Below are 19,903 nucleotides of genomic sequence, written 5' to 3'. Positions count from 1 at the left end.
GCCCCCGGAGGCCGGGAGCCGTTATGTTTATGCCACTTCAGGGTTACCAATTTGTTACCGGGGCCGGCCGGAACGGGCGTTAAAACCGGTACGTCAAACCCAGTGTGGAGTAGGTACCGCGGCGGTAGCGGTTGAAGGCGGCGCCGTGCTCGATGCCGTTGATTTTACCGTTGCGGTCGAAGTCGTAGTACTGGCGGGTGAGCTGGTTGAGCAGGTTCTGCACGCCGGCCCGGACCTCGAAGTGCTGGCCAAACCCTTTGGTCAGGGCCAGGTCCACCACGTGCCGGGGCAGCTCGATGACGGAGGGGTTGTTGCCCCGGTCGCCCACGAAGGCAATGCGCGGGCCGATAACGTTGTACTGAGCTGCAATCTGCCAGTGGTTTTCGTCGTCCTGGTAGAACACCCCGGTGTTGACCACGTAGGGCGACTGGCCCTGCAGAGCGCGGTTGGTAAGGGCATGGTCGCGGTTCACGCTCAGCGTCGTGTCCAGCTGCACGCGGCTCTTGATAAGCGAAGCATTCAGAATAAACGAGAAGCGCTGTAGAAACCGGTTGTCAGTCAGATCCAGCAGCGACTTGCGGGCTTCCACTTCCACGCCCACGTCGTAGGCCTGGTCGGCATTCTGATACGTCAGGGTCAGGTCGCTGCCGGTAATGGAGCGCGTGACCTGCTCAATGGCATCGGTGAAGTGCTTATAGAACACGCCCACCGACAGCATCTCCGAGCGCGACGGGTAGAACTCGTAGCGCAGGTCGGCATTGTAGATGCGGGCCGTACGCAGCGTGTCGGAGCCCAGCACGTAGAAGTTGTTGCTGAAGTCGTAGTAGGTGTAGTTGGCTACTTCCCGGAACTCGGGGCGGTTCACCGAGACGCTGCCCCCGGCCCGCAGCAGGTTTCGCTCGTTGAAGTTGTACGTGGCATTCACCGAAGGCAGCACGAACGTGCGCGTCTCCTCGTAGGGCTTGGCCTGGGCATCACCCGACTCCAGGAATTTGCGGTTGTATTCCAGGCGCAGGCCGCCGGTCAGGTTCAGCTTTTCCGACAGCGGGGCCACGCCGCTCAGGTACACGGCCGCCAGGGTGTTTTCGCCAGTGTAGCGGTCCTGGGCGTTGGTGTTTTCCTTGAGCACGAAGCCGGTGGTGGCGTTCAGGTTCTCGGGGCTGAAGATGCTCGTCAGGGGCAGTTCGCCCAGCGCCGGGTCAAAACCCCGGCTGCGGGTGTAGTTGAAGATGCGGCTGTCGTAGTTGCGCTTTTTCTGCTCGGCGTAAAAGCCCAGGCGCAGCTTGTACTCGCTGCTGCGGAGCGTGTCGCGCCCGGCAAACCGCTGCTCGACCTGTCCGCTGCCCATCCAGGTGTTTTCCGTGAGCGTGGCGAAGTAGCGCGAGCTGGTCTGGGGCACGCTGTTGATCGACACCGCAAAGGGCATCGGGCTCTGGTCGCCGGGGCGGTTGGGCTCCAGGTAGCGGGTCTGCTGGTTCTGGCGGTAGTCGGGCTCGTCGCGGAACACGTAGTTGTAGCCCGCCGCCCAGGTGAGCGAGGTACGCCCCGCTCCTACCTCGTGGCTGCCGGCTACCTGCCCCGAGTAGATGCTGCGGCTCTGGTAGTGCAGGCTGTAGTCGTTGTGCTCGAGGTCGCCTTCGCTGAAGTTGATGCCCCGGCGGTTCACAACCTCGTCGGTGCCGTACTGGTTGAAGAAGTTGCGCAGCTCCAGCCGGTGCCGGTCGTTAAGGCGCACCTGGTAGTTGTGAATGAGGCCCAGGCGCACGGCCGAGAGCGAGCGGGTGTCCTGGTAGCGAAACTGGGCCGAGGGCAGCAAATCCGGCAGCTTGGGGTCGTAGTAGTCGTAGCGCTGCCGCTCGGAGGTGTACTGCTCCTGGGTGTTGGAGTAGGAAAGGGCCGTCACGTTGCTCACGTACACCGAGCCGATTTCAAACTTGCGGTTGATTCCCAGCGACAAACGCAGGTCGGGGCGCGAGGCCACCGAGCGGGGCAGGAACTCATTGCGCAGGCTGCCGCGGCCGGCGTCCAGGGCCGGGCCGTCGGTGCTGCCGTTGCGGGTCAGGCCGCGCAGCAGGCCGGGCATTGCCCGCTGCCCGTTGTCAAAGCCCAGCACATCGGTAGCACTGTGGTCGGAGGCCAGAAACCCGTCCTTGAAGGTGTTCGTGCTGCGGGCCCAACCTGATACCGACAGGGACGTCGAGTTCTCCAGCACCGAGTTCTTGGTGTACACCTTCACGACCCCGCCGCCGAACTCCCCCGGCAGCTCCGGCGCCCCGGATTTAAAAATCAAAACCCGGTCGATAACCGAGCTGGGCAGGATGTCGAAGGAAAATGAGCGGGTGTCGGTTTCGGCCGAGGGCGTGAGGGCGTCGTTGAGCAGCACCGTGTTGTATCGCTCGGCCAGGCCGCGGATGACGATGAAGTTGTTGTTTTGGATTGTGACGCCGGGAATCCGCTTCACCACTTCGGCTGCGTCGCGGTCCAGCGTCTTCACGATCTGGTCGTTGCTCATGCCGCTCACGACCACCTCGCTTTTGCGCAGGTCCTGAATCAGGGCCATTTCAGTACCGGTCTGCTTCTGCCCGGTTACCGTGACCTCGCGCAGGGCGGTGGCGTTTTCCTCCAGCACGGCATCCAGAGTGGTTTTGGCCCCGGCGCTGATGGTAATGCCGGTAAACGTCTGGGGCTTGTAGCCGATGTAGGTAATGGTAATGCCGTAGGTGCCGGGCGCGAGCTTCAGCTCGTAGCGGCCCTCTACATCCACGGGGGCGGCCTGCACTGTGCCGGTCACGATCACCGTGGCGCCGATAACGCCGTCCCCGGTTTTCTTGTCCGTGACGCGGCCGTGGAGGATGCCCTGCTGGGCGTGGGCCAGGGCGCTTACAATCAGAAAGATACAAAGCAGTAAAAGGCGATTCATAGGGGTCTTTTTAGATTGCTGAGCAAAGCTAGACCCGGCCTGTTACGGCAATATGTTGAGAGTATTATGCTTGTGTTAATGCATTTGCAAGTTGCTAATAAACAAAATGTTACAACAATATCCAACCTTCCATCCGACGGCCTGCCGGCTTCACCGAAACGCAACCGAACCGTAATGCTGGCTTGACATTTCCCGCCCGGGTGGCGGGTAGTTTTGACCGACCCTTTTATATCCCTTATCCTATGCCCCGCCTGCTTATTCTTTTGCTGCTTACCGGCCTGTTCACCCGGGCCCACGCCCAGAGCACCACCCGGCTTACCGTATCCGATGGTGCTGCCGGGGACCTGCCCGCCCAGGCGGCCGTTCCCGCTACCTATGACGTGGCCGAGCAGATGCCAGCCTTTCCCGGCGGCGACCAGGCATTCGGGGAGTTTCTGCGGCGCAAGATTCAGTATCCGGCTGCCGCGCTAACCCACGAAGTTTCCGGCAAGGTGTACGTGCGCTTTATTGTCGACGAGCAGGGCCACATCCGCGACGCCCGGGTGGTGAAAGGCCTAGGCTACGGCCTCGATGAGGAAGCCCTGCGGCTGGTGCGCATCATGCCCTGGTGGCAGCCCGGGCTTATCGGCGGACAACCGGTGCGCGTAGCCCTCACGCTGCCGATTCAGTTCCGGGCCCTGCCCTAGTCCGTCGTTCACTGCCTGCAGGTCAGTGCAAAACACAATTGTTAGACAGCGCTAAATTTCATTTCGGGGTATATCTAAAACCCAGATTATCAGGTTTTATTGACCCGTACCCGGCACTTGCGTAGCTTTGCAGCTTCCCCCGGCCTCATCCCGATGCGTATCCGTCAGGACTGACCTGGAGGGACCTGACCAAAAAAGTACAAAATGCAAGCACCTTCCGTCACGAAAACCAAACAACGGCTGGGCCTGCTTTCCCTCGTGGTCAGTGTGGGGCTGGTGGCGGTGAAGTTCTACGCCTACTACCTGACCTCCTCCCAGGCTGCCCTCACCGACGCGCTGGAGTCCATCATCAACATCTTCACCAGCTCATTTGCCTTGTACAGCCTCTACCTGTCGGGGCTGCCCAAGGACGAAAACCACCCCTATGGGCACGGGAAGGTGGAATACCTGTCCGTCGGCTTCGAGGGTGCCCTGATCTTGTTTGCGGGCATCTACACCTTCTACAGCGCCACCCTCACCCTGCTGCACCCGCACGCCGTGGCCCGGCCTGACTGGGGGGTGGCCCTGCTGGCCGGCACGGCCCTGGTGAACCTGATAGTAGGCTTCGTGCTGGTGAGCCAGGGAAAAAAGCTTTCTTCGATTGCGCTGGTGGGCGACGGGCAGCACCTGTACCTTGACGCGGTCAGCTCCCTGGTATCATGCCTGGCTCTGGGTTTGGTTTTCTGGACCGACAACGTGCTGTACGATACGGCGGCGGCCTTCGTGCTGGGCGCTTTCATCACGGTAAACGGCTTCCGGATGCTGCGCCGCTCGGTATCCGGGCTGATGGATGAATCAGACGTGGAAGTGGTGCGGCAGGTAATTGCCGAGCTGCAGCAGTACCGGCAGCCGGCCTGGATTGACGTGCACAACCTGCGGGTGCTGCGCTACGGGGCCAACCTGCACATCGACTGCCACGTGCAGATGCCGTACTACTTTAGCCTCGAGGAAACCCACACCGAGCTCAACAAGATCGAGCACCTGATCGGGCAGCGCTTCGACGTGGAGGTGGAGATGTTCGTGCACGCCGACCCGTGCACCTTTGCCGCCTGCTCCCTTTGCCACATGCCCGACTGCCCCGTGCGCCAGCATCCGTTTTCCCGGGAAGTGAGCTGGACGGTAGCCAACGCCGTCCGCAACGAGCGTCACCACCTGAGCAGCTAAGGTAAAAGCACGAGACGGACAACTTATCCGCGACCTGCCCGACCCTGAATACCCAAAAAGGGAATTACTGGGCCCTTCAAACTGTTTACTGCCTGTCATATTCCCCGTTGTACCGGAAAGGGAAAGCTCAACTGCAGGTCGTTTCACGCTTGTGTACGTAGCTTTACCGCTTCCTTTCCGACCCCGCTACGCTCACCTATGCTTCTTCCCACCTCGCGGCTCTACTTCGGCAACCCCGTCGGCCGGGTTCTGGAACACCCCGACGGATTTGCTCACGTTATCTACGAGCCTGGTCCCCGCAAGCTTCACCACCTGCAGGCTTTTTTAACCCATACCGGTCAGCTTTTGCGCAGCAAGGGCTGGAACAAGATGCTGGGTGACCAGCGTCTGATGGCTCCTTTTACCGAGGAAGAAAGCAAGTGGATTGTGGAATACTGGCTGACCCGGGCTGAGCAGGGCGCGGAAATTTACGGGGCCGTGCTGCTTCCGCACGACGTGTTTGCGCGCCTCTCGCTCAACCAAATGATGGCGGAGGCCCGGGCGGCCGCTCTCACCTACCGGTTGTTCGATAACGAGGACAACGCCCGGGCCTGGCTACGCCAGCTCCCCTAGGGCAACCCGTAGGCTTGTTTTCCGGCAATAGTCCTGCCCTCGCGCAGGTCAGGTTGGATTAAGCAGTATAGTAACCGAACCGCCCGGTATGTCGGCAGTGTTGCCCAGCAAAAAGCCCCGGCTGGTAAGCCAGGGCATTTCCGACAGTGCAGGTAAAATCCGCCTGACTACTTTTTCCGAACCTGCTTCAAAGACCGCTTGGCTTGTTTGCGGGCCGTCTTGAGGTAGGTTTTGAGCTGATACTTGCGCGACACGGAAATAACGCGGGCATTGGTCATCGAAACCGTGGACGATGTGGCAGCGGCATTTAAAACCATCTTTTCGTCGGCATACCCGGCGTAGGTTACCAGCGCGTTCAACTCCCCGGCACTGGCCGGCACCTCAAACTGAAACTCCCCGTCGGCGTTGGTAACGGCCATTTGCTTGGTGTCGGTAAGGATAACCACGGCGCCGGGCAAGGGTCCGGCCGGATTGGTGATCTTACCAACCAGCACCACTGATTCGGAGGCACTGGCCTCAGTTGCACGACCTGATTTTTTATCCGGCTCAGAGTCCACGGCAGCCGTGGTAGAGGCACTGGCTACTAATGGCTGGGCCTGAACCCGGGCAGACCCGAAAAGCAGGAAGAAGGTGAAAAACGAAGCGGCTGAAAGTGTAGAAAGAAAGTTCATGGCACGAAGCTGGTATTTTGTTTAACATTTTGACAGTAATTGTTAAACGAAACCAGCCACGTATTGTTACCCGCAAAGTGCATTTTGTCTTTTCTTTCCCTGCTGTTGAGCAGTCATGAGCCCCGACACAGCCAGGTCAGTTATTGTTCCTGCCCCCGGTTTTAACTCCCGGCTGATTCCGGCTTCCCATTTTTCTTCTGGGCTAAATCCTCCTGGACAAGGCGGGGAGGAACTTTTTCGCGTTGGAAAAAATAAGCTCGTAAATTAAACGCCGAAAGCTGAGCCATTTCCTCTTTCTGTTTGTTGTCCTTTGATGTCTACCTCAGCTAAACGCCCCCGTCCTCGTAAGCCCTCTGAAGCGGCTACCCCTGTCCTGTCTTACGCTGAAAACCTGATGGCCTCGCACGTGCGGGAAGCAGGTAAAACCGTGATGTACAAGCACGATGCCTGGGGCCACCTGGAAACCCGCTTCGTGCGCACCTCGAACGTAAAAGCCTGGGAAGCCAAGGGGTTTATTGCCCGCTAGGTCCCGAGCCCATAACCCGTACCTGCCGGCTTGCAGGAAACACCGATGCCTTTACCGTATCCAAGGTTGGATACGGTAAAGGCATCGGTGTTTTCAGAGCTCTTATAAGGCAGGCTCCGAAACCGGAAAGAGGCGCACCTACGCACTCACCAGCCGGGAATGCCGATCAGGTAAGTGAACCCCACTTAGACGGGCATACTAGTGGCCACAGCAAAAAAACACCCCTGTAAATACAGGATTTACAGGGGTGTTCATTTAGTAAGAGCCTCCTGCCGGGATCGAACCAGCGACCTACTGATTACAAGTCAGTTGCTCTACCAGCTGAGCTAAGGAGGCGTATTGTGGGCGCAAAACTAGCATTTCACGCCCACACTGCCAACTAGGCCCGTACTATTTTCAGCTGTTTTTTAAGGGCATCAATCCGGCCCTTGGCCTCGTCGATGCGGCCTTGATACTCTTCGCGCAGCTGATTGGCGTTCTTTGAGCGGGCAAAGAACTCCAGGTTGGTTTGCAGCGTGGCAATGTCATTTTCCAGCTCGTTGATTTCCCGGCGCAAACCCTGCTCTTTGCGGTAGAGCTGCTGCTGGGCATCGGGGCTGGACTTGAGCCGCTCCACCTGCAGCTGGAACAGCAGGTCGCTGCGCTCGGCGTAGGAAAGGCCGGGCACCAGATCCAGATACTTGCCCATCAGGCTCTGGAACTTCTCCTCGGCCCGCTCAGCCGAGCCGCGGGGTCCGCCGTTGGCGCCATCAAAGGCCCGCCATTCAGCTACATGCTGCCGGAAACCTTCCAGCGTCCCCGGCGCATCGACGGAAAGTGCGGTTACGGCTTCGGCCACGCGGTCAAGGTGAGCGGCCTGCTCCTGCGACACTTGCTGCGCCTGGTGCTCCCGCTGCTTTACCTCCTGATTTTTGCGGTCGAAGAAGGCGTCGCAGGCGGTGCGGAAGCGGTTCCAGACTTTATCGGACTGCTTCTCGGGCACGCGGCCAATCAGCTTCCAGTCCTTCTGCAGACGGATGACGATTTCCCGCCCCTGCTCCCAGTCCGGGTTTTGCAGGGCGGCTTCGGCCTGCTCGCAGAGCTCCAGCTTACGCTTCAGGTTGCTGCTCTTCTCTTCATCCAGGGATTTAAAGAACTGGTTTTTTCGCTGAAAAAATCCTTTGTAGGCGGTCCAGAACTGCTTATTGAGCTGCTCGGCTTTGTCGCGGGGCACTAGGCCGGCGGCATCCCACTCCTCCTTAAGCTTTTGAAGCTCGTCGGTTTTGGCCCGCCAGTCGTTGACGCGCTCAGTATGGAACTCGCCAAATACTTTCACCTGCTCCAGCAGGGCGGTCTTGCGGCTCAGGTTGGCCGTTTCCTGCGCCGTGCGGGCGCTCATAAATTCCTTTTTGCGGTCGTGCACCTTCTCGGAGGCCTGCAGAAAGCGGTTCCAGATCGGGTCGCGCTGCTCGTTGGGCACGGGGCCCACGTTTTTCCACTCCTCGTGCAACTGGCGCAGCTCCTGCAATGCCTTGTTGATGCTGGGCTGCTGGGCCAGGGCCTCGGCGCGCTGCACTAGCGCCTCCTTGGCTTCCAGGTTGCGGCGGCGGTCCAGCTCCTTCATCTCGAAGAACAGGCCGCGGTTGTTGTAGTAGATGTCGAGCAGGGCGTGGTAGCTGCTCCAGATTTCCTGAGAGTCCTTCTGGGGCACGGGGCCGGCAGCCTTCCACTCGTTCTGCAGGGTTTTCAGCTGGTTGCCGCTGTCCTTGGTTTCGGCCGACTCTACCAGCTGCCGGAGCTGGGTGAGCAGCTCCTGCTTGCGAACCAGGTTTTTGGCGCGCTGCTCGTCTTCGGCGCGGGCATCGCGGGCGCGGCCTTCGCGGAATTCCTGCAGGGCTTTGGTCAGCTCAGTGTGGGCTTCCGAATCGTGGTAGGCAAAGTCGTCGGCGGCGCCGCCTTCGCTGGTGAAGCGCTGCCGGGCGGCGGTACGCTCCGCAGCCAGAGCCGTTTCGTACTGCCGGTTCAGGTCGTAGATCTGCTTGCGGTTCTGGCGGGCATCGGGGCGGCGCAGCAGGGAGAGCAGGTAGGTAGCCTGGGCGGGCAGCTCGAGGTGAGCGAAATCAGGCGCCGGGGTTTCCGGTACGTATTCCTCTTCTTCCTCGGCGTGTGCCGCGGCCGCTTCGGCGGCCACACCGGCCGAGGCCGTAGCCGAAGTCGGCAGGGCGGCTACGCCCTCGGGGGCCTGCTCAATCGCTTCTGCCGAATCAAGAGCCACCGTGGGCGCTTCGGGCATCGGCGTAACGTGGGCTTCAGCAGCTGGCTCGGGGGTTGCGGGCAGTGAGCCTTCGGCTCCGGTAACGGCGGCGCTGTCGGCTTTGTCGAGCGGGGCGGGCGCAACTGGGGGAGTCGCGGCCACGTGGGCCTGGGGCTCAATGCTGGGATCCTGACCGGGCAGCTCAACGGCGTCAGTGGCCGGCTCGTCAGAGGCGGACTCGGCCGCGGGCTCCTGAGCTTCAACGGCAGCTTCCGCCACGGCGCCGGGGCCTTCGTGCCCGTAGTGCGCCGAAGCCCGCACTGCTGCATCCGACACTACCGGAGCCGCGCTATGGCTGGCCTCGGGCGCAGCCGGGGCAGCCGGAGCCGGGGTGTCGGGCGTTGCTTCGGCGGGCGCGGGTGCGGCAGGGTCCTGCTTCAAGCGGATTTCGGCCAGACGGCGCTCCAGAATGCTCATCGGAGAATCCGAATCGGCAGCGGAGTTTTGGGGAGCGGAAGTGGGATCTTCAGGTAGCATAGTTCGAAAGTGAAAGGCCCGGCTGATACGGACAAGGGTGGAACGGGATAAACTCAGTTTAAGCGCGGGTCCACGGGGTAGTTGGAAATGACGCGGTAACGACCGCCTTTTTCACGCAAAATGGCCTGCCAAAAGGCATCATTAGCCAAAGTAAACACTTTCCCAGCAGCATTGGGATGTACAATCCAAACATTTTCCTGGACCTCGCCCGCCAGCTGGTCGGCCGTCCAGCCGGAATACCCGACGTACAGCCGCACCGACTCCGGCGCAACTTCGCCGCTCATCAGCAACCCCAGCAGAACGCTGAAATCACCGCCCCAGTATACGTCCTGCCCCAGGCTTTCGGCGCCGGGCAGATCGGCGCGCTGATGCAGAAAGTGCAGGGTGTCGGGCTGCACGGGCCCACCCAGACCAAGCGGAACCTGGGCCGCGGGCGAGTCTTCTCCCCCGGGTAGCTCCAGCACGTCGCCCAGCACCAGATTGGTCAGGCGGTTGAGCACCAGGCCAAAGGAGCCTTCCTCCTCGGTGTGGCGGCAGAGCAGAATCACGCTTCGCTCGAAGTTGGGGTCGCCCAGAAAAGGCTGGGAAATCAGCAGGCTTCCGGAATGCAGGGCAGGCATAGAACTCAGCAGAAAAAAGTTGATGGGGCGGGATAAAAGGCGACGGGTAGACCATACCGAAGCGCTGACGACGGGCCGGAAACTGACGCAGCCGGAAATTTCAGGCCCGCTCCGGATTTTACTTACGTCGGGCAGGTGCTTCGGGGTTCCCTACCTGAGCGGGTTTACTACCTTGCAGCCTGATTCGCCCGGGCCGGGGCAACCCTGCCTTCACCCGCTCACCCTTCCTGCCTTATGCTAGACCAACAGCTGGCCGACCTGCGCAAAACCTACGCCCAGCGTACCCTCACGGAAGCCGACGTAGCCCCCGACGCCGTGCTGCAATTTCGGCGCTGGCTCGACGAGGCCCTGGCCGCCCAGGTCGAAGAGCCGACGGCCATGACCGTGGCTACCGTCGACGACCAGGGTCAACCCTCGGCGCGGGTGGTGCTGCTCAAGGGCCTGCCCGAAGACGAGGGCTTCCTTTTTTACACCAACTACGACAGCCGCAAGGGCCGGGAGCTCACGGCCCACCCCCTGGCGGCGCTGACGTTCTTCTGGCCCGGCCTGGAGCGGCAGGTGCGCGTGGAGGGCCGGGTGGAGCCGGCCCCGGCCGGGATGTCGGATGCCTACTTTCAAAGTCGCCCCCGCAGCAGCCAGATCGGTGCCTGGGCCTCGCCCCAAAGCCGGCCAATCGGCAGCCGTGAAGAGCTGGAAAAGGAGGAGCAGGAGGTAGAGACCCGGTTTGCCGGGTTCGACCCGCTGCCCCGCCCGCCCCACTGGGGTGGCTTTATCGTGCGCCCCCACCGCATCGAGTTCTGGCAGGGCCGACCCAGCCGCCTCCACGACCGGATTCTCTACGAACGCGCCGGCGAAGACTGGAAGCTCAGCCGCCTGGCTCCCTGATGGTGGCCGCGTAGTTCTGGCAACGCCGCGAAATAATGCTTCTGGAGCCAGCGCGCTCCGTTCTATTGTAGATATCCTTATCCGCACCCTCACTTTCTTACAGCTTGGCTGAAATCCGACCCATCCGGGGCTGGCGCTACAACGAGGCGCTGAGTGCCCATATCGACGACTACGTTTCTCCGCTGTTCGACGTGGTGTCGACCAAGCAGCGTGATGCCCTGTACCGCAACCCGCTGAACAGCATTCACCTGTCCGTGCCCCGGGATGCCGATGCCACGGCGGCGGCGCTTCAGCGCCTGCGGGAGTGGCAGGAAAGCGGGGTGCTGCGCCAGGACGAGATGCCCGGCATCTACGCCTACTACCAGTATTTCCGGCTCCCCGGCTCAACCCGGGAATACTGCCGCAAGGGCTTTATGGCCCACATCCGCGCCTACGACTGGTCCGAAAACCAGGTGCTGCGCCACGAAAGCACCCTGCCCGGCTCAGTCAACGACCGGACTGAGCTGCTGGCCCGGCTGCAGTTTCAGACCAGCGCCACCCACGGCCTGTACCGCGACGACGCGTTTGAGCTGGAACGCTACCTCGACGAAGCCATCCAGGACCCGCTCTACCAGACCGAGGAAGACTACCAGGGGGCCCGCGACGTGCTGGCCGTCATTCAGGATGCTGCCGTCATTCACCGGTTTCAGCGGGTGCTGGCGGAGCGACAGGTGATTCTGGCCGACGGCCACCACCGCTACGAAGGGTCACTCCGCTACCGGCAGGCCCAGCTGGCGGCCCACCCCGAGGCCACCGGCCGGGAGTCCTGGAACTACCACCTGATGTACCTCACTAACTCGGCCGCCGACGACCTGCGCATCCTGCCCACCCACCGGCTGCTGCTGGAGCTGCCCGGCAACCTGAGTAACGAGGACTTCCTGGCCCGCCTGGCCGTGTATTTTCGGGTGATGCCGCAGGAAGACGCCTTCGGCCTGCCCGAGCTGATTGCCGGCAAGCCCTGGGCGTTTGGCCTTTACCTCCAGGGGCAGGCCTACAAGCTGCGCCTGCTCCCTGAAGTGCACGAGCAACTCAACTGGGACACGACGACTGAGGTGAAAGCCCTTGATCTGACCGTGCTGCATTACTTTGTGCTGGAGCGGGTGCTGGAGCTGAAAGGCCCCGACGTGCAGCGGGCCTGGCCCGGCATTGCCTACGTGCGCAGCTTCTCCGAGTGCCTGTCCCGCGTCGACCGGGGCGAGGCCCGGGCCGCCCTGATTACCAATGAGGTGACGATGGCCGAAGTAGAGCGCGTCTGCCACAGCGGGGCGGTGATGCCGCCCAAGTCGACCTTTTTTTACCCGAAAACCATCGGAGGCTTTCTGTTCTCCTCTATCCGCGACGATGATGCTCCCAACCCGTTTAGTGCTTGCCTCTAACTCCCCGCGCCGCCGCCAGCTGCTCACCGACCTGGGGTTGACCTACGAGGTGCGCCTGCAGGAAGTGGATGAGTCGTTTTCGGAACACCTGCGCCGGGCCGAAGTAGCCGAGTACCTGGCCGCGCACAAAGCCCAGGCCTACCGGGCCGGGCTGGCTGCCGACGAAGTGGTGCTGACGGCCGATACCATCGTCTGCCTCGAAGACGACGTGCTCAACAAGCCCGCCGATGAAGCCGAGGCCATCCGGATGCTGACCCGCCTGCAGGGGCGCGCCCACGACGTATTCACCGGGGTGTGCCTGCTCACCGGCGGTGGGCAGCAGGTGGTCTTCTCGGACCAGACCCGGGTGCACTTTCGTGCCCTGACACCAACTGAAATCGAGTTCTACGTACGCCAGTACCGCCCCCTCGACAAAGCCGGGGCGTACGGAGCCCAGGACTGGATTGGGATGGTGGCCGTGACCCGGCTGGAAGGCTCTTACTTCAATGTGATGGGTCTGCCGGTGCACCGGGTATGGGAAGAACTGACCAAGCTGATGGGCGGCCTGCTGCCGGCATGAGCCGGGTAGCCGGGCCACTTCCCCTACAGTTTTTCCTGGCGCTGGGCCTGGGGCTGCTCCTGCTGGCAGCTTTGGGGCTCACCCTGGTATTTGGGCCGGGCTCCTACGCCGACATCGACCACCTGCGCCACCTGCGCTACCACGACGGCACGTTCCGGACCCTGCCGGTTGCGTTGAGCCCCGCCGGCTATCAAAACGTAAAGCTGGGGCTGCTGGCTTTGGTGGGAGTTCTGGGTCTGGTAACGGCCTGGGGCTTCCGGACCGGCGGCTGGCTGCGGCAGGAAGTGGGTGCATTGCGCCGGGAGCACCGCGCCGCGCCTTCCCTGCTGGCTCCTTGGCATGCACTGCCGCGCAAGGACAAGGCTACTGCCCTGGGGCTGCTGGGTTTGCTGCTGCTCGTGCGGGGCTACTACCTGGCTTACTACCCACTTTACGGCGACGAGGTAGTGAGCTACCTGTCCTTTGTGCGGGAGGGGCCGGTGGCGGCACTGAGCTACTACCCTATTCCTAACAACCACATCCTGTACAGCGTCCTGTGCTGGCTGTTCAGCCAGCTGAGTTCGAACGTGTACTTTGCCATGCGCCTGCCGACGCTGCTGATCAGCACAGTGGGAACGGCGCTGGTAGGGCTGCTGCTTTTACCCCGCACGGGCTTTCAGGTGACGGCGCTGACGGTTTTCCTGTTTGCCTTCTTTCCCTACAGCCTGTTTCAGGCCGTGGTTGGGCGGGGCTATTTCCTGCTGGCGTTCTGCTCTCAGGTGGCACTGGTGGCCGCGCTGGCCCTGCTCAACAATACTGACCGCCCGCGCCGGGCCTGGACGGTGCTGGTGTGCTCCGCGGTGGCAGGGCTCTACGCCATGCCCACCTTTCTGCTGATCTTCGGCGCTCTGTTCGGCAGCCTGGGCCTCTCCTTCATTTTTCAGCGGCAATGGTCCCAGCTGGGGCAACTGATTCCGGCCGGGCTCGTGACGGGAATAACAACCTTGCTGCTGTACGCGCCGGTGCTTGTCGTGTCGGGAGCCGGGGCGCTGTTTGCTAACGGCTACGTAGCTCCCGGCGCGGGCAGCACGCCGGACCTGACCGGGTTGTCCTACGTGCTGCGCACCGAGGGGCAGCTGCTCGGAGCAGGGCCGCTGGGAGCCCTACTCAGCGTGAGTATAAGTCTGGCCGCACTCTTCTCGTCTAGAAGGCGGCGGGGCAGCTCCCGGCACTTGGTGTTTCTGGCGCTGGGGCTACTCTGGGTTCCGTACCTGCTGCTGGCCGCTCGGGGCATTTTCCCACCTGCCCGGGTGCTGTCATTTCGGATATTTTTTCTGCTGCTGCCAGCCGCGCTGCTCTACGAGCAGGTGCTGACCCGCTGGGTTAGCCGGCCTGCTTTTCGGCACCCGGCACTGGCCCTGGGCCTGCCAGTCGTAGCGTGGGCGCTCCTTGGCTTGCGGCCCTTTCACCAGCGGGCACTGCTTGAAGGGCAGCGCAACGCCCGGGTGGCCAGCACCTACTCCTGGCTGCGCCATCACGGAGCCCGGCGCGTGCTCACCCTTCATCCCCACTACCAGCTCTACCTCACTTTTTTCAGCCAGCAAGACCGCGCTAACCTGCGGGTAGACGCGAGTCGTCAGCCTGGAGTCTCGTATGACTATCAGCTAACCGACAAGGAAACCAGCCCGGCGCCACCGGCCCAACCGGCGCTGTTTGAAAACGAGGACGTGCGGGTCAAGCCGCTCCGCTGATGCTCGCGCTGCTTACGCTTCGAGCCGGGTGAGCAGGTCCCGCTGGGCGGCCTGCCAGCTGGCCAGCTCGCCGTTTTCGGTCCACAGCTCCACCAGCTCCGAGCCCTGAAGCACCGCCTGCACCGCCCGGCGGGCCAGGTCCAGCAATTCGTCTTCGTCGCTTACATCGAGGTGCTGGATGGCCGAAAACAGGCCGGGCAGGAAGTCGGAGCCGGGTTTACCGTGCCAGGCCGCCACAATCTCGGCGGCGGCCAGGGCCTGGGACGCTTCGTCAGCTTCCAGATTTTCGCCTTCCGCAGCGGTAATCAAGGCTTCCAGCAGCTGAACTTCGCTGGGACGCTCCATAAAGTCGCCGGCAAAGTCCGTGGCATCGTCGTTGTCGAAGTTGAAGTTTCCCCAGGCAGACATAGGCAGTGAGTGGTTTAGTGGCAGAGCAGTTGAAATCAGGCTATGGTACGGGCCGGGCCCCGGAAGGTAGCACTTCGCCCGAGCCGCCGGGGCAAAATGCATCCGTTTGACTTGCTTTCCACGGTGGTCAAGATACAAAACTAGGGGGCAGCCGGGCAGCCGCCTGATTTTTCACGGCCCGCCCCCTCGTTGGATAATCCGACAGGGGCTACCTATTTGTGCGTAATCTTGCGAGCCTTCTCTCCGGTCCATTTCCCGCGACCAGCTTTTCGCGGGCTTTTGTTTCATGACGAACCTGCGGTTTTTTGCGTTACTGGCTGCTTTCCTGGTGGGCGGCGTTTCCGCGGCCCTGGGGCTGCTGTACTGGACTACCCCGTATGCCCGGGTGCTGGGTCTGGGCCAGGTTACCTACCACGAGGTAGGATTTCGGCTGTTCCCGCTCGCCGTTACCCCATCCTCCTATCTGCTGCTGCGCACCGTGCTGCTGGCCTGCCTGCTGACTGCCGCCGCTGGCCTTGCCGCCCTCCGCACCTTCCGGCCGGCAGCCTGGGTTGAATTTCGCTCGCTGGGTCGGGAACTGCGGCGAGCATCCGCGGCCCTGTGGCAAACCTGGCTTGAGCTTCCCCGCTGGCAGCGGCGGGCGGCCGGGCTGCTGCTGACCGCCCTTACCAGCCTGCGGATTGCGCTGGCCTTCTGGCTGCCGGTCAGCACCGACGAGGCGGCCTCGCTCGACTATTTTGTACGGCAGGGCCTGGTCGGTATTACCAGCTTCTATCCGATTCCCAACAACCATATCGGTGCCAACCTGCTCGGCTGGGTTGCCTGGGAGATGACCGGCCACGCCGGGCTGACGATGCGCCTGCCCACGCTGCTGGTGGGCCTTGGCGGCACGACGCTGCTGTATGCCCTGCTACTGCGTTACCTGCGGTTTTACGGGGCCACGCTTGCCCTAGCCCTGTTCAGCCTCTCACCGTTCACCCTCTATCATTCGGCGGTAGGCCGGGGCTATCTGCTGGTGTCAGTATGCGCCGGGCTGGCCTTTTTTGGTCTGCTTGCTATGCTGCACTCCCGGCAGTTTTCCCGGACCGGCGCAGCCCTGTTCGTGTGCAGCAGCGTAGCCGGCTTCTACACGATCCCCATTTTCCTGTACCCGTTTCTCTCCTTTCTGCTGTATGCCGGGGCTTACCTGCTCGGGGTCCGGCGCAAGTCAGCCCTTATGCCGCTGGGAGCAGCGGGCCTGCTGGTCTTGGTAGTCGTAGCCCTGCTTTACCTGCCGGTGGTAGTGGTATCGGGGCTGCCGGCGCTAACCGGCAACTCCTACGTGGTGGCGCTGACGCCGGCTGCCTTCTGGCAGAAGGCCGGCTTTTACCTCTGGGCCCTCGAAGGCGAGCTGCTGGGGCAGCTGCGGCTGGGCCTGGGCGTATTTCTGCTACTTGGCACGGCTACCCTGGTTTGTCTGTACACCGCCCCGCGGGGCTCCGCTTTCCGCCACCTGGCCGGCCCGGCCCTGGTGGCTACGGTCCTGCCGTACGCGCTGTTGGCCGCGCAGCGGGTGATGCCGCCCGAGCGGGTCCTGTTCTACAAGATGCTGTTTTTGTTTATCCTGGCCGGGCTGCTGTACGGGGAGCTGGTGGCTGGTTCCCGTCGATTCCGCCGCGCCCTGACCTTGCTCCTGCCTGTGCTTCTGCTAAGCTACGCCGCCTACCAGACGTACTACCTGCGCCAGAACTATCAACCCTTCAGGAACAGCGAAGCCCATATCAAGCGGACCTACCAGTGGGTGGCGGCCCGCCAGCCCGCCCTGGTGTTTGTGGAGGCATCGTACTACCAGCTGTTTTTCTACCACTACCACCTGCTCGCTCCCGGGCCAACCGTGCTGCACTCGCGCTGGCGCCGGGACCAGCCCTACGACCTGCTGGTGCTCGACCGACGGGAACCCGAAGCTCTGAAGCAGGTGGATACGACCCGCTACGCCCCCGCCTACCAGGATTCTTTTGTCACGATCTACGAACGCCGGAGCTGGTAGCAGCCCCATTGGCCTTGGCACTTACCGCAGCTTCTCCTTCAAAATTTCCAGCTCCACGGCAGGCGAAATCCGCTCGTACAGAATGTGGTAGGCGGCCGTGGTGATGGGCATGGACACCTGAAGCTCCCGGTTGAGCTCGTAGATGCTCCTGACGGCGTAGTAGCCCTCGGCTACCATGTTCATTTCCATCTGGGCCGATTTCACCGAGTAGCCCCGCCCGATCATGTTGCCGAAGGTGCGGTTGCGCGAAAACTGCGAATAGGCCGTCACCAGCAGGTCGCCCAGGTAGGCCGAACCCGACAGGTCGCGCGTCACGGGGCTGATGGCGTGCAGAAAGCGGCGGATTTCCTGCACCGCGTTGCTGACCAGCACCGCCTGGAAATTGTCGCCGTAGCCCAGGCCGTGGGCAATGCCGCAGGTCAGGGCAATGATGTTCTTCATCACGGCGCAGTACTCGATGCCGTCCAGATCGTCCATCGGGTAGGCCTTTACGTAGCGGTTGCGCAGCATCCTGCTGAAGTCCTCGGCCAGCACCAGGTCGGGCCCGCCAATGGTGAGGTAGCTCTGCTTTTCCAGGGCTACTTCCTCGGCGTGGCAGGGTCCGGCCACCACGCCCATCCGACTCTGGGGCAGCCGGAACCGCTCGGTCACGTAGTCGGTCACCAGCACGTTCTCCTTGGGAATCATGCCTTTGATGGCCGAAATGATGCGCTTGCCCCGGAGGGCGTCGCGGTCAAGCTTGTCGAGGGCGCTGCGCACAAAGGCTGCGGGCACGGCCAGCACCAGCCAGTCGGCTTCTTCCACGACGTCGGCCAGGTTGGTGCTCGGATGCACCCGGCTCAGGTCGAAAGCCACCGACGAGAGGTAGCGCGGGTTGTGCCGGGTGGTGCGCAGGTGCTGCACATCATCTTTGCTGCGCAGCCACCAGCCCACCTGAGCCCCGTTTTCCGACAGAATCTTGGTCAGCGCGGTGGCCCAGGAGCCGCCGCCAATCATGGCTATTTTATCCAACGCAGTAAATCGTAAAGTGTCGTGGCGCCCGCCGCGCGGCCGTTCAGCGCCTCAAAAGTGCGAAGTTTCCGCCACAGATAAGCCCCTGGCGCCGCGCGGGCACCAGGGGCTTGTCGTTGAGAGTTCGTAGTCAGGCAGTACATCCCGCTCGCCTTCCCTGCCTGAGCAGCACCAGGTCGGTCGCCCGTCTGCTTTATTTCTCTTCTTCCGGGTCTCCGCTCAGCGCCGCTTTGTTGATGGTCTTGGCGTCCTTCACCGTCACTACCGCCCCGTTCTTGAGGGTTTTGGCGACTGTGCGGAACGGTCCGCTCACCACCTCGTCGCCCGCCTGCAGCCCGCTCAGGATTTCGATGTTGGCAAAGTCGCTGATGCCGGTTTTCACGGGCGTCAGCATGGCCTTGCCCTTGCGCACCACGAATACCACTTCCTGGATGTCGGCCCGGGCCGCCTTCTGAGCTTCCTCGGGGGCCCCGTTGCCGCGCTGAATCTTTACGCCTCCCTCCTCTTTGTCCTTCTTGGTGGCGGCGCTGTCCGACCGGGTCGTGACGGCTGCTAGGGGTACGCTCAGCACGTTGTTTTTGCGCTCGGTGATGATGTCGACCGAGGCCGTCATGCCCGGCCGGAACGGTACCACGGTGCGGCCCTTCACAGTGCGCAGCAGGTGGCGGTACGAATCGGGCAGCAGGCGGATGCGCACCTCGAACTCGGTTACGGCTTCGGCCGTCAGGGCGTCCTTGGCGGTATTGGCAATGCTGGTCACCAGGCCGCGGAACTTCTCATCCTTGCTGGAATAGGAGTCAACCTCTACTTCCACCGAGTCGCCAAGGTGCACGTTGATAATGTCGTTTTCGTTTACGTTCACCCGCACCTCCATCGAGTTCAGGTTGGCGATGCGCATGATTTCGGTGCCGGCCATCTGCGACGTGCCCACGACCCGCTCACCCTTTTCCACGTTCAACTTGCTTACCGTGCCGCTTACCGGGGCATAGATGGTAGTTTTGTTGAGGTTTTTGCGGGCTTCTTCCAGGGAGGCCTGGGCGCTGGAAACGTTACTCTGCGCGGCGCGGATGCTCTGGCGGGCGCTGTTGATTTCCTCCTGACTGGCTTCGTAGGCGGCCTTGCTGGCTTCGTAGTCGGCCTGGGAAATTACTTTTTGCTTGTAGAGCGAGGCGCTGCGGCGGTAGCTTAGCTCGGTTTGCCGGGCATTGGCCATCAGCTGCTGGAGGCGGGCCTGGGTCTGGGCCACGTTGGCCCGCTGGGTGCCCACCGTCGCCGACTGCACGTTTACCATGGCCTGGTAGTTGTCGGGCCGGATGCGCAGCAGCAGCTGGCCTTTCTTGACGGAGTCGCCCTCGGCTACATACAGCTCAATGATTTCCCCGGATACGTCGGGCGAGATCTTCACTTCGGTTTCGGGCTGCACCTTGCCCGAGGCACTCACCTTCTCCACAATGCTTACCGGGGCGGCTTTGGCCGTGATAACCTCGGTACCGGTTGGCTGGCCCACCCAGCCCTTCTGCTTGGCCACAACGAAGCCAATGATGAGAAAAAGCAGCAGGCCGAGGAGAATAAAAAGTAAGCGGTTGTTTTTCATGGAAGGAATAGTGGCTTTACGCCGCAAGCTGTGCTTTATTTAGTAAATCTGAGGTAGGCGGAACTAGGCGGCGTGCAGATGCAGCGTCGGGGTGCTTCCAAGATGAACGCCCAGGCCCCGGGAGGCAGCCTGCTCCTTTTCCGTTTGGCGGCGGCCAATCCGGAAGCCCATTGCAAAAATTCCCGCCAGCATCAACCCTATCAAAAGCACCAGCAGTGCGGTGCGGAAGCGTTTGTTTTCCATAAGGATAACGGAGTTGGTGTACAC

The 19,903-nt window shown here is 62.1% G+C and carries 17 protein-coding genes and 1 tRNA gene; 9 read left to right on the top strand and 9 right to left on the bottom strand.

Features of this window, described 5'->3' with window-relative positions; translation table 11 throughout:
* Positions 1–79: 79 nt before the first annotated feature.
* Positions 80–2,920 (bottom strand): TonB-dependent receptor, encoded by a 2,841-nt coding sequence (locus tag LJY25_RS00155; RefSeq protein WP_227606193.1) that lies wholly within the window; start codon positions 2,918–2,920, stop codon positions 80–82.
* 242 nt (positions 2,921–3,162) lie between these two features.
* Between LJY25_RS00155 and LJY25_RS00150 the strand changes: the two genes are divergently transcribed.
* The 3 genes from LJY25_RS00150 to LJY25_RS00140 all read left to right on the top strand — a co-directional run bounded on the left by LJY25_RS00150 (position 3,163) and on the right by LJY25_RS00140 (position 5,421).
* Positions 3,163–3,606 carry an energy transducer TonB gene (locus tag LJY25_RS00150; RefSeq protein ID WP_227606192.1) on the top strand — a complete coding sequence of 148 codons (444 nt, stop codon included), beginning with the start codon at positions 3,163–3,165 and terminating at the stop codon, positions 3,604–3,606.
* A gap of 204 nt (positions 3,607–3,810) precedes the next feature.
* On the top strand, positions 3,811–4,809 hold the full coding sequence (locus LJY25_RS00145) for a cation diffusion facilitator family transporter (protein ID WP_227606191.1): 999 nt from the start codon (positions 3,811–3,813) through the stop codon (positions 4,807–4,809).
* 198 nt (positions 4,810–5,007) lie between these two features.
* A complete protein-coding gene (locus tag LJY25_RS00140; RefSeq protein ID WP_227606190.1) occupies positions 5,008–5,421 on the top strand; it encodes a hypothetical protein in 414 nt (137 codons plus the stop codon).
* A gap of 167 nt (positions 5,422–5,588) precedes the next feature.
* Here LJY25_RS00140 and LJY25_RS00135 read toward each other — a convergent pair whose 3' ends face one another.
* The gene (locus LJY25_RS00135) at positions 5,589–6,092 is read right to left on the bottom strand and encodes a carboxypeptidase regulatory-like domain-containing protein (protein ID WP_227606189.1); all 504 of its coding nucleotides are present in this window, start codon (positions 6,090–6,092) and stop codon (positions 5,589–5,591) included.
* 394 nt (positions 6,093–6,486) lie between these two features.
* On the opposite strand from LJY25_RS00135, the gene LJY25_RS21165 reads away from it, so the two are divergent.
* Positions 6,487–6,618 (top strand): hypothetical protein, encoded by a 132-nt coding sequence (locus LJY25_RS21165; RefSeq protein WP_262908585.1) that lies wholly within the window; start codon positions 6,487–6,489, stop codon positions 6,616–6,618.
* Positions 6,619–6,881: 263 nt separating this feature from the next.
* On the opposite strand, the gene LJY25_RS00130 is transcribed toward LJY25_RS21165, so the two are convergent.
* From LJY25_RS00130 to LJY25_RS00120, 3 genes are all read right to left on the bottom strand, one after another.
* Positions 6,882–6,954 (bottom strand) — tRNA-Thr (locus LJY25_RS00130).
* A gap of 43 nt (positions 6,955–6,997) precedes the next feature.
* Complete coding sequence (locus LJY25_RS00125; protein WP_227606188.1) at positions 6,998–9,388, bottom strand: DUF349 domain-containing protein; 2,391 nt, start codon at positions 9,386–9,388, stop codon at positions 6,998–7,000.
* A gap of 53 nt (positions 9,389–9,441) precedes the next feature.
* Positions 9,442–10,008 (bottom strand): YqgE/AlgH family protein, encoded by a 567-nt coding sequence (locus LJY25_RS00120; RefSeq protein WP_227606187.1) that lies wholly within the window; start codon positions 10,006–10,008, stop codon positions 9,442–9,444.
* A gap of 234 nt (positions 10,009–10,242) precedes the next feature.
* Here LJY25_RS00120 and pdxH point away from each other — a divergent pair, with 234 nt between their 5' ends.
* From pdxH to LJY25_RS00100, 4 genes are all read left to right on the top strand, one after another.
* Positions 10,243–10,893, top strand: coding sequence for a pyridoxamine 5'-phosphate oxidase (pdxH, locus tag LJY25_RS00115; protein ID WP_227606186.1), 651 nt, complete (start codon positions 10,243–10,245; stop codon positions 10,891–10,893).
* Positions 10,894–10,997: 104 nt separating this feature from the next.
* Entirely contained in the window at positions 10,998–12,308 is a 1,311-nt protein-coding gene (locus LJY25_RS00110; protein ID WP_227606185.1) for a DUF1015 domain-containing protein, read from the top strand.
* Positions 12,295–12,867, top strand: a complete 573-nt coding sequence (locus LJY25_RS00105) for a Maf family nucleotide pyrophosphatase (protein WP_317206566.1) — start codon at positions 12,295–12,297, stop codon at positions 12,865–12,867. The genes LJY25_RS00110 and LJY25_RS00105 overlap by 14 nt, the downstream gene beginning before the upstream one ends.
* The gene (locus LJY25_RS00100; protein ID WP_227606183.1) at positions 12,822–14,597 is read left to right on the top strand and encodes a hypothetical protein; all 1,776 of its coding nucleotides are present in this window, start codon (positions 12,822–12,824) and stop codon (positions 14,595–14,597) included. Before LJY25_RS00105 ends, LJY25_RS00100 begins: the two co-directional genes overlap by 46 nt.
* Before the next feature lie 12 nt (positions 14,598–14,609).
* On the opposite strand, the gene LJY25_RS00095 is transcribed toward LJY25_RS00100, so the two are convergent.
* Entirely contained in the window at positions 14,610–15,005 is a 396-nt protein-coding gene (locus tag LJY25_RS00095; protein ID WP_227606182.1) for a DUF4259 domain-containing protein, read from the bottom strand.
* 286 nt (positions 15,006–15,291) lie between these two features.
* On the opposite strand from LJY25_RS00095, the gene LJY25_RS00090 reads away from it, so the two are divergent.
* Complete coding sequence (locus LJY25_RS00090) at positions 15,292–17,031, top strand: hypothetical protein (protein ID WP_227606181.1); 1,740 nt, start codon at positions 15,292–15,294, stop codon at positions 17,029–17,031.
* A gap of 21 nt (positions 17,032–17,052) precedes the next feature.
* Here LJY25_RS00090 and LJY25_RS00085 read toward each other — a convergent pair whose 3' ends face one another.
* The 3 genes from LJY25_RS00085 to LJY25_RS00075 all read right to left on the bottom strand — a co-directional run bounded on the left by LJY25_RS00085 (position 17,053) and on the right by LJY25_RS00075 (position 19,879).
* Positions 17,053–18,042, bottom strand: a complete 990-nt coding sequence (locus tag LJY25_RS00085; RefSeq protein ID WP_227606180.1) for an NAD(P)H-dependent glycerol-3-phosphate dehydrogenase — start codon at positions 18,040–18,042, stop codon at positions 17,053–17,055.
* 193 nt (positions 18,043–18,235) lie between these two features.
* Positions 18,236–19,636 (bottom strand): efflux RND transporter periplasmic adaptor subunit, encoded by a 1,401-nt coding sequence (locus LJY25_RS00080; protein ID WP_227606179.1) that lies wholly within the window; start codon positions 19,634–19,636, stop codon positions 18,236–18,238.
* Between the two features lie 63 nt (positions 19,637–19,699).
* A complete protein-coding gene (locus LJY25_RS00075) occupies positions 19,700–19,879 on the bottom strand; it encodes a hypothetical protein (protein ID WP_227606178.1) in 180 nt (59 codons plus the stop codon).
* Positions 19,880–19,903: the final 24 nt, after the last annotated feature.

The organism is Hymenobacter translucens, from assembly GCF_020685205.1.
GTDB lineage: Bacteria > Bacteroidota > Bacteroidia > Cytophagales > Hymenobacteraceae > Hymenobacter > Hymenobacter translucens.
This window is presented reverse-complemented; position numbering and strand designations above follow the sequence as displayed.

Bases quoted from the DNA above. Each gene is read 5' to 3' on its own strand.
- LJY25_RS00120 (WP_227606187.1), bottom strand. From the start codon at position 10,008: ATGCCTGCCCTGCATTCCGGAAGCCTGCTGATTTCCCAGCCTTTTCTG.
- pdxH (WP_227606186.1), top strand. From the start codon at position 10,243: ATGCTAGACCAACAGCTGGCCGACCTGCGCAAAACCTACGCCCAGCGT.
- LJY25_RS00075 (WP_227606178.1), bottom strand. From the start codon at position 19,879: ATGGAAAACAAACGCTTCCGCACCGCACTGCTGGTGCTTTTGATAGGG.
- LJY25_RS00135 (WP_227606189.1), bottom strand. From the start codon at position 6,092: ATGAACTTTCTTTCTACACTTTCAGCCGCTTCGTTTTTCACCTTCTTC.
- LJY25_RS00155 (WP_227606193.1), bottom strand. From the start codon at position 2,920: ATGAATCGCCTTTTACTGCTTTGTATCTTTCTGATTGTAAGCGCCCTG.
- LJY25_RS00080 (WP_227606179.1), bottom strand. From the start codon at position 19,636: ATGAAAAACAACCGCTTACTTTTTATTCTCCTCGGCCTGCTGCTTTTT.
- LJY25_RS21165 (WP_262908585.1), top strand. From the start codon at position 6,487: ATGGCCTCGCACGTGCGGGAAGCAGGTAAAACCGTGATGTACAAGCAC.
- LJY25_RS00100 (WP_227606183.1), top strand. From the start codon at position 12,822: ATGGGAAGAACTGACCAAGCTGATGGGCGGCCTGCTGCCGGCATGAGC.
- LJY25_RS00145 (WP_227606191.1), top strand. From the start codon at position 3,811: ATGCAAGCACCTTCCGTCACGAAAACCAAACAACGGCTGGGCCTGCTT.
- LJY25_RS00090 (WP_227606181.1), top strand. From the start codon at position 15,292: ATGACGAACCTGCGGTTTTTTGCGTTACTGGCTGCTTTCCTGGTGGGC.
- LJY25_RS00125 (WP_227606188.1), bottom strand. From the start codon at position 9,388: ATGCTACCTGAAGATCCCACTTCCGCTCCCCAAAACTCCGCTGCCGAT.
- LJY25_RS00095 (WP_227606182.1), bottom strand. From the start codon at position 15,005: ATGTCTGCCTGGGGAAACTTCAACTTCGACAACGACGATGCCACGGAC.
- LJY25_RS00140 (WP_227606190.1), top strand. From the start codon at position 5,008: ATGCTTCTTCCCACCTCGCGGCTCTACTTCGGCAACCCCGTCGGCCGG.
- LJY25_RS00150 (WP_227606192.1), top strand. From the start codon at position 3,163: ATGCCCCGCCTGCTTATTCTTTTGCTGCTTACCGGCCTGTTCACCCGG.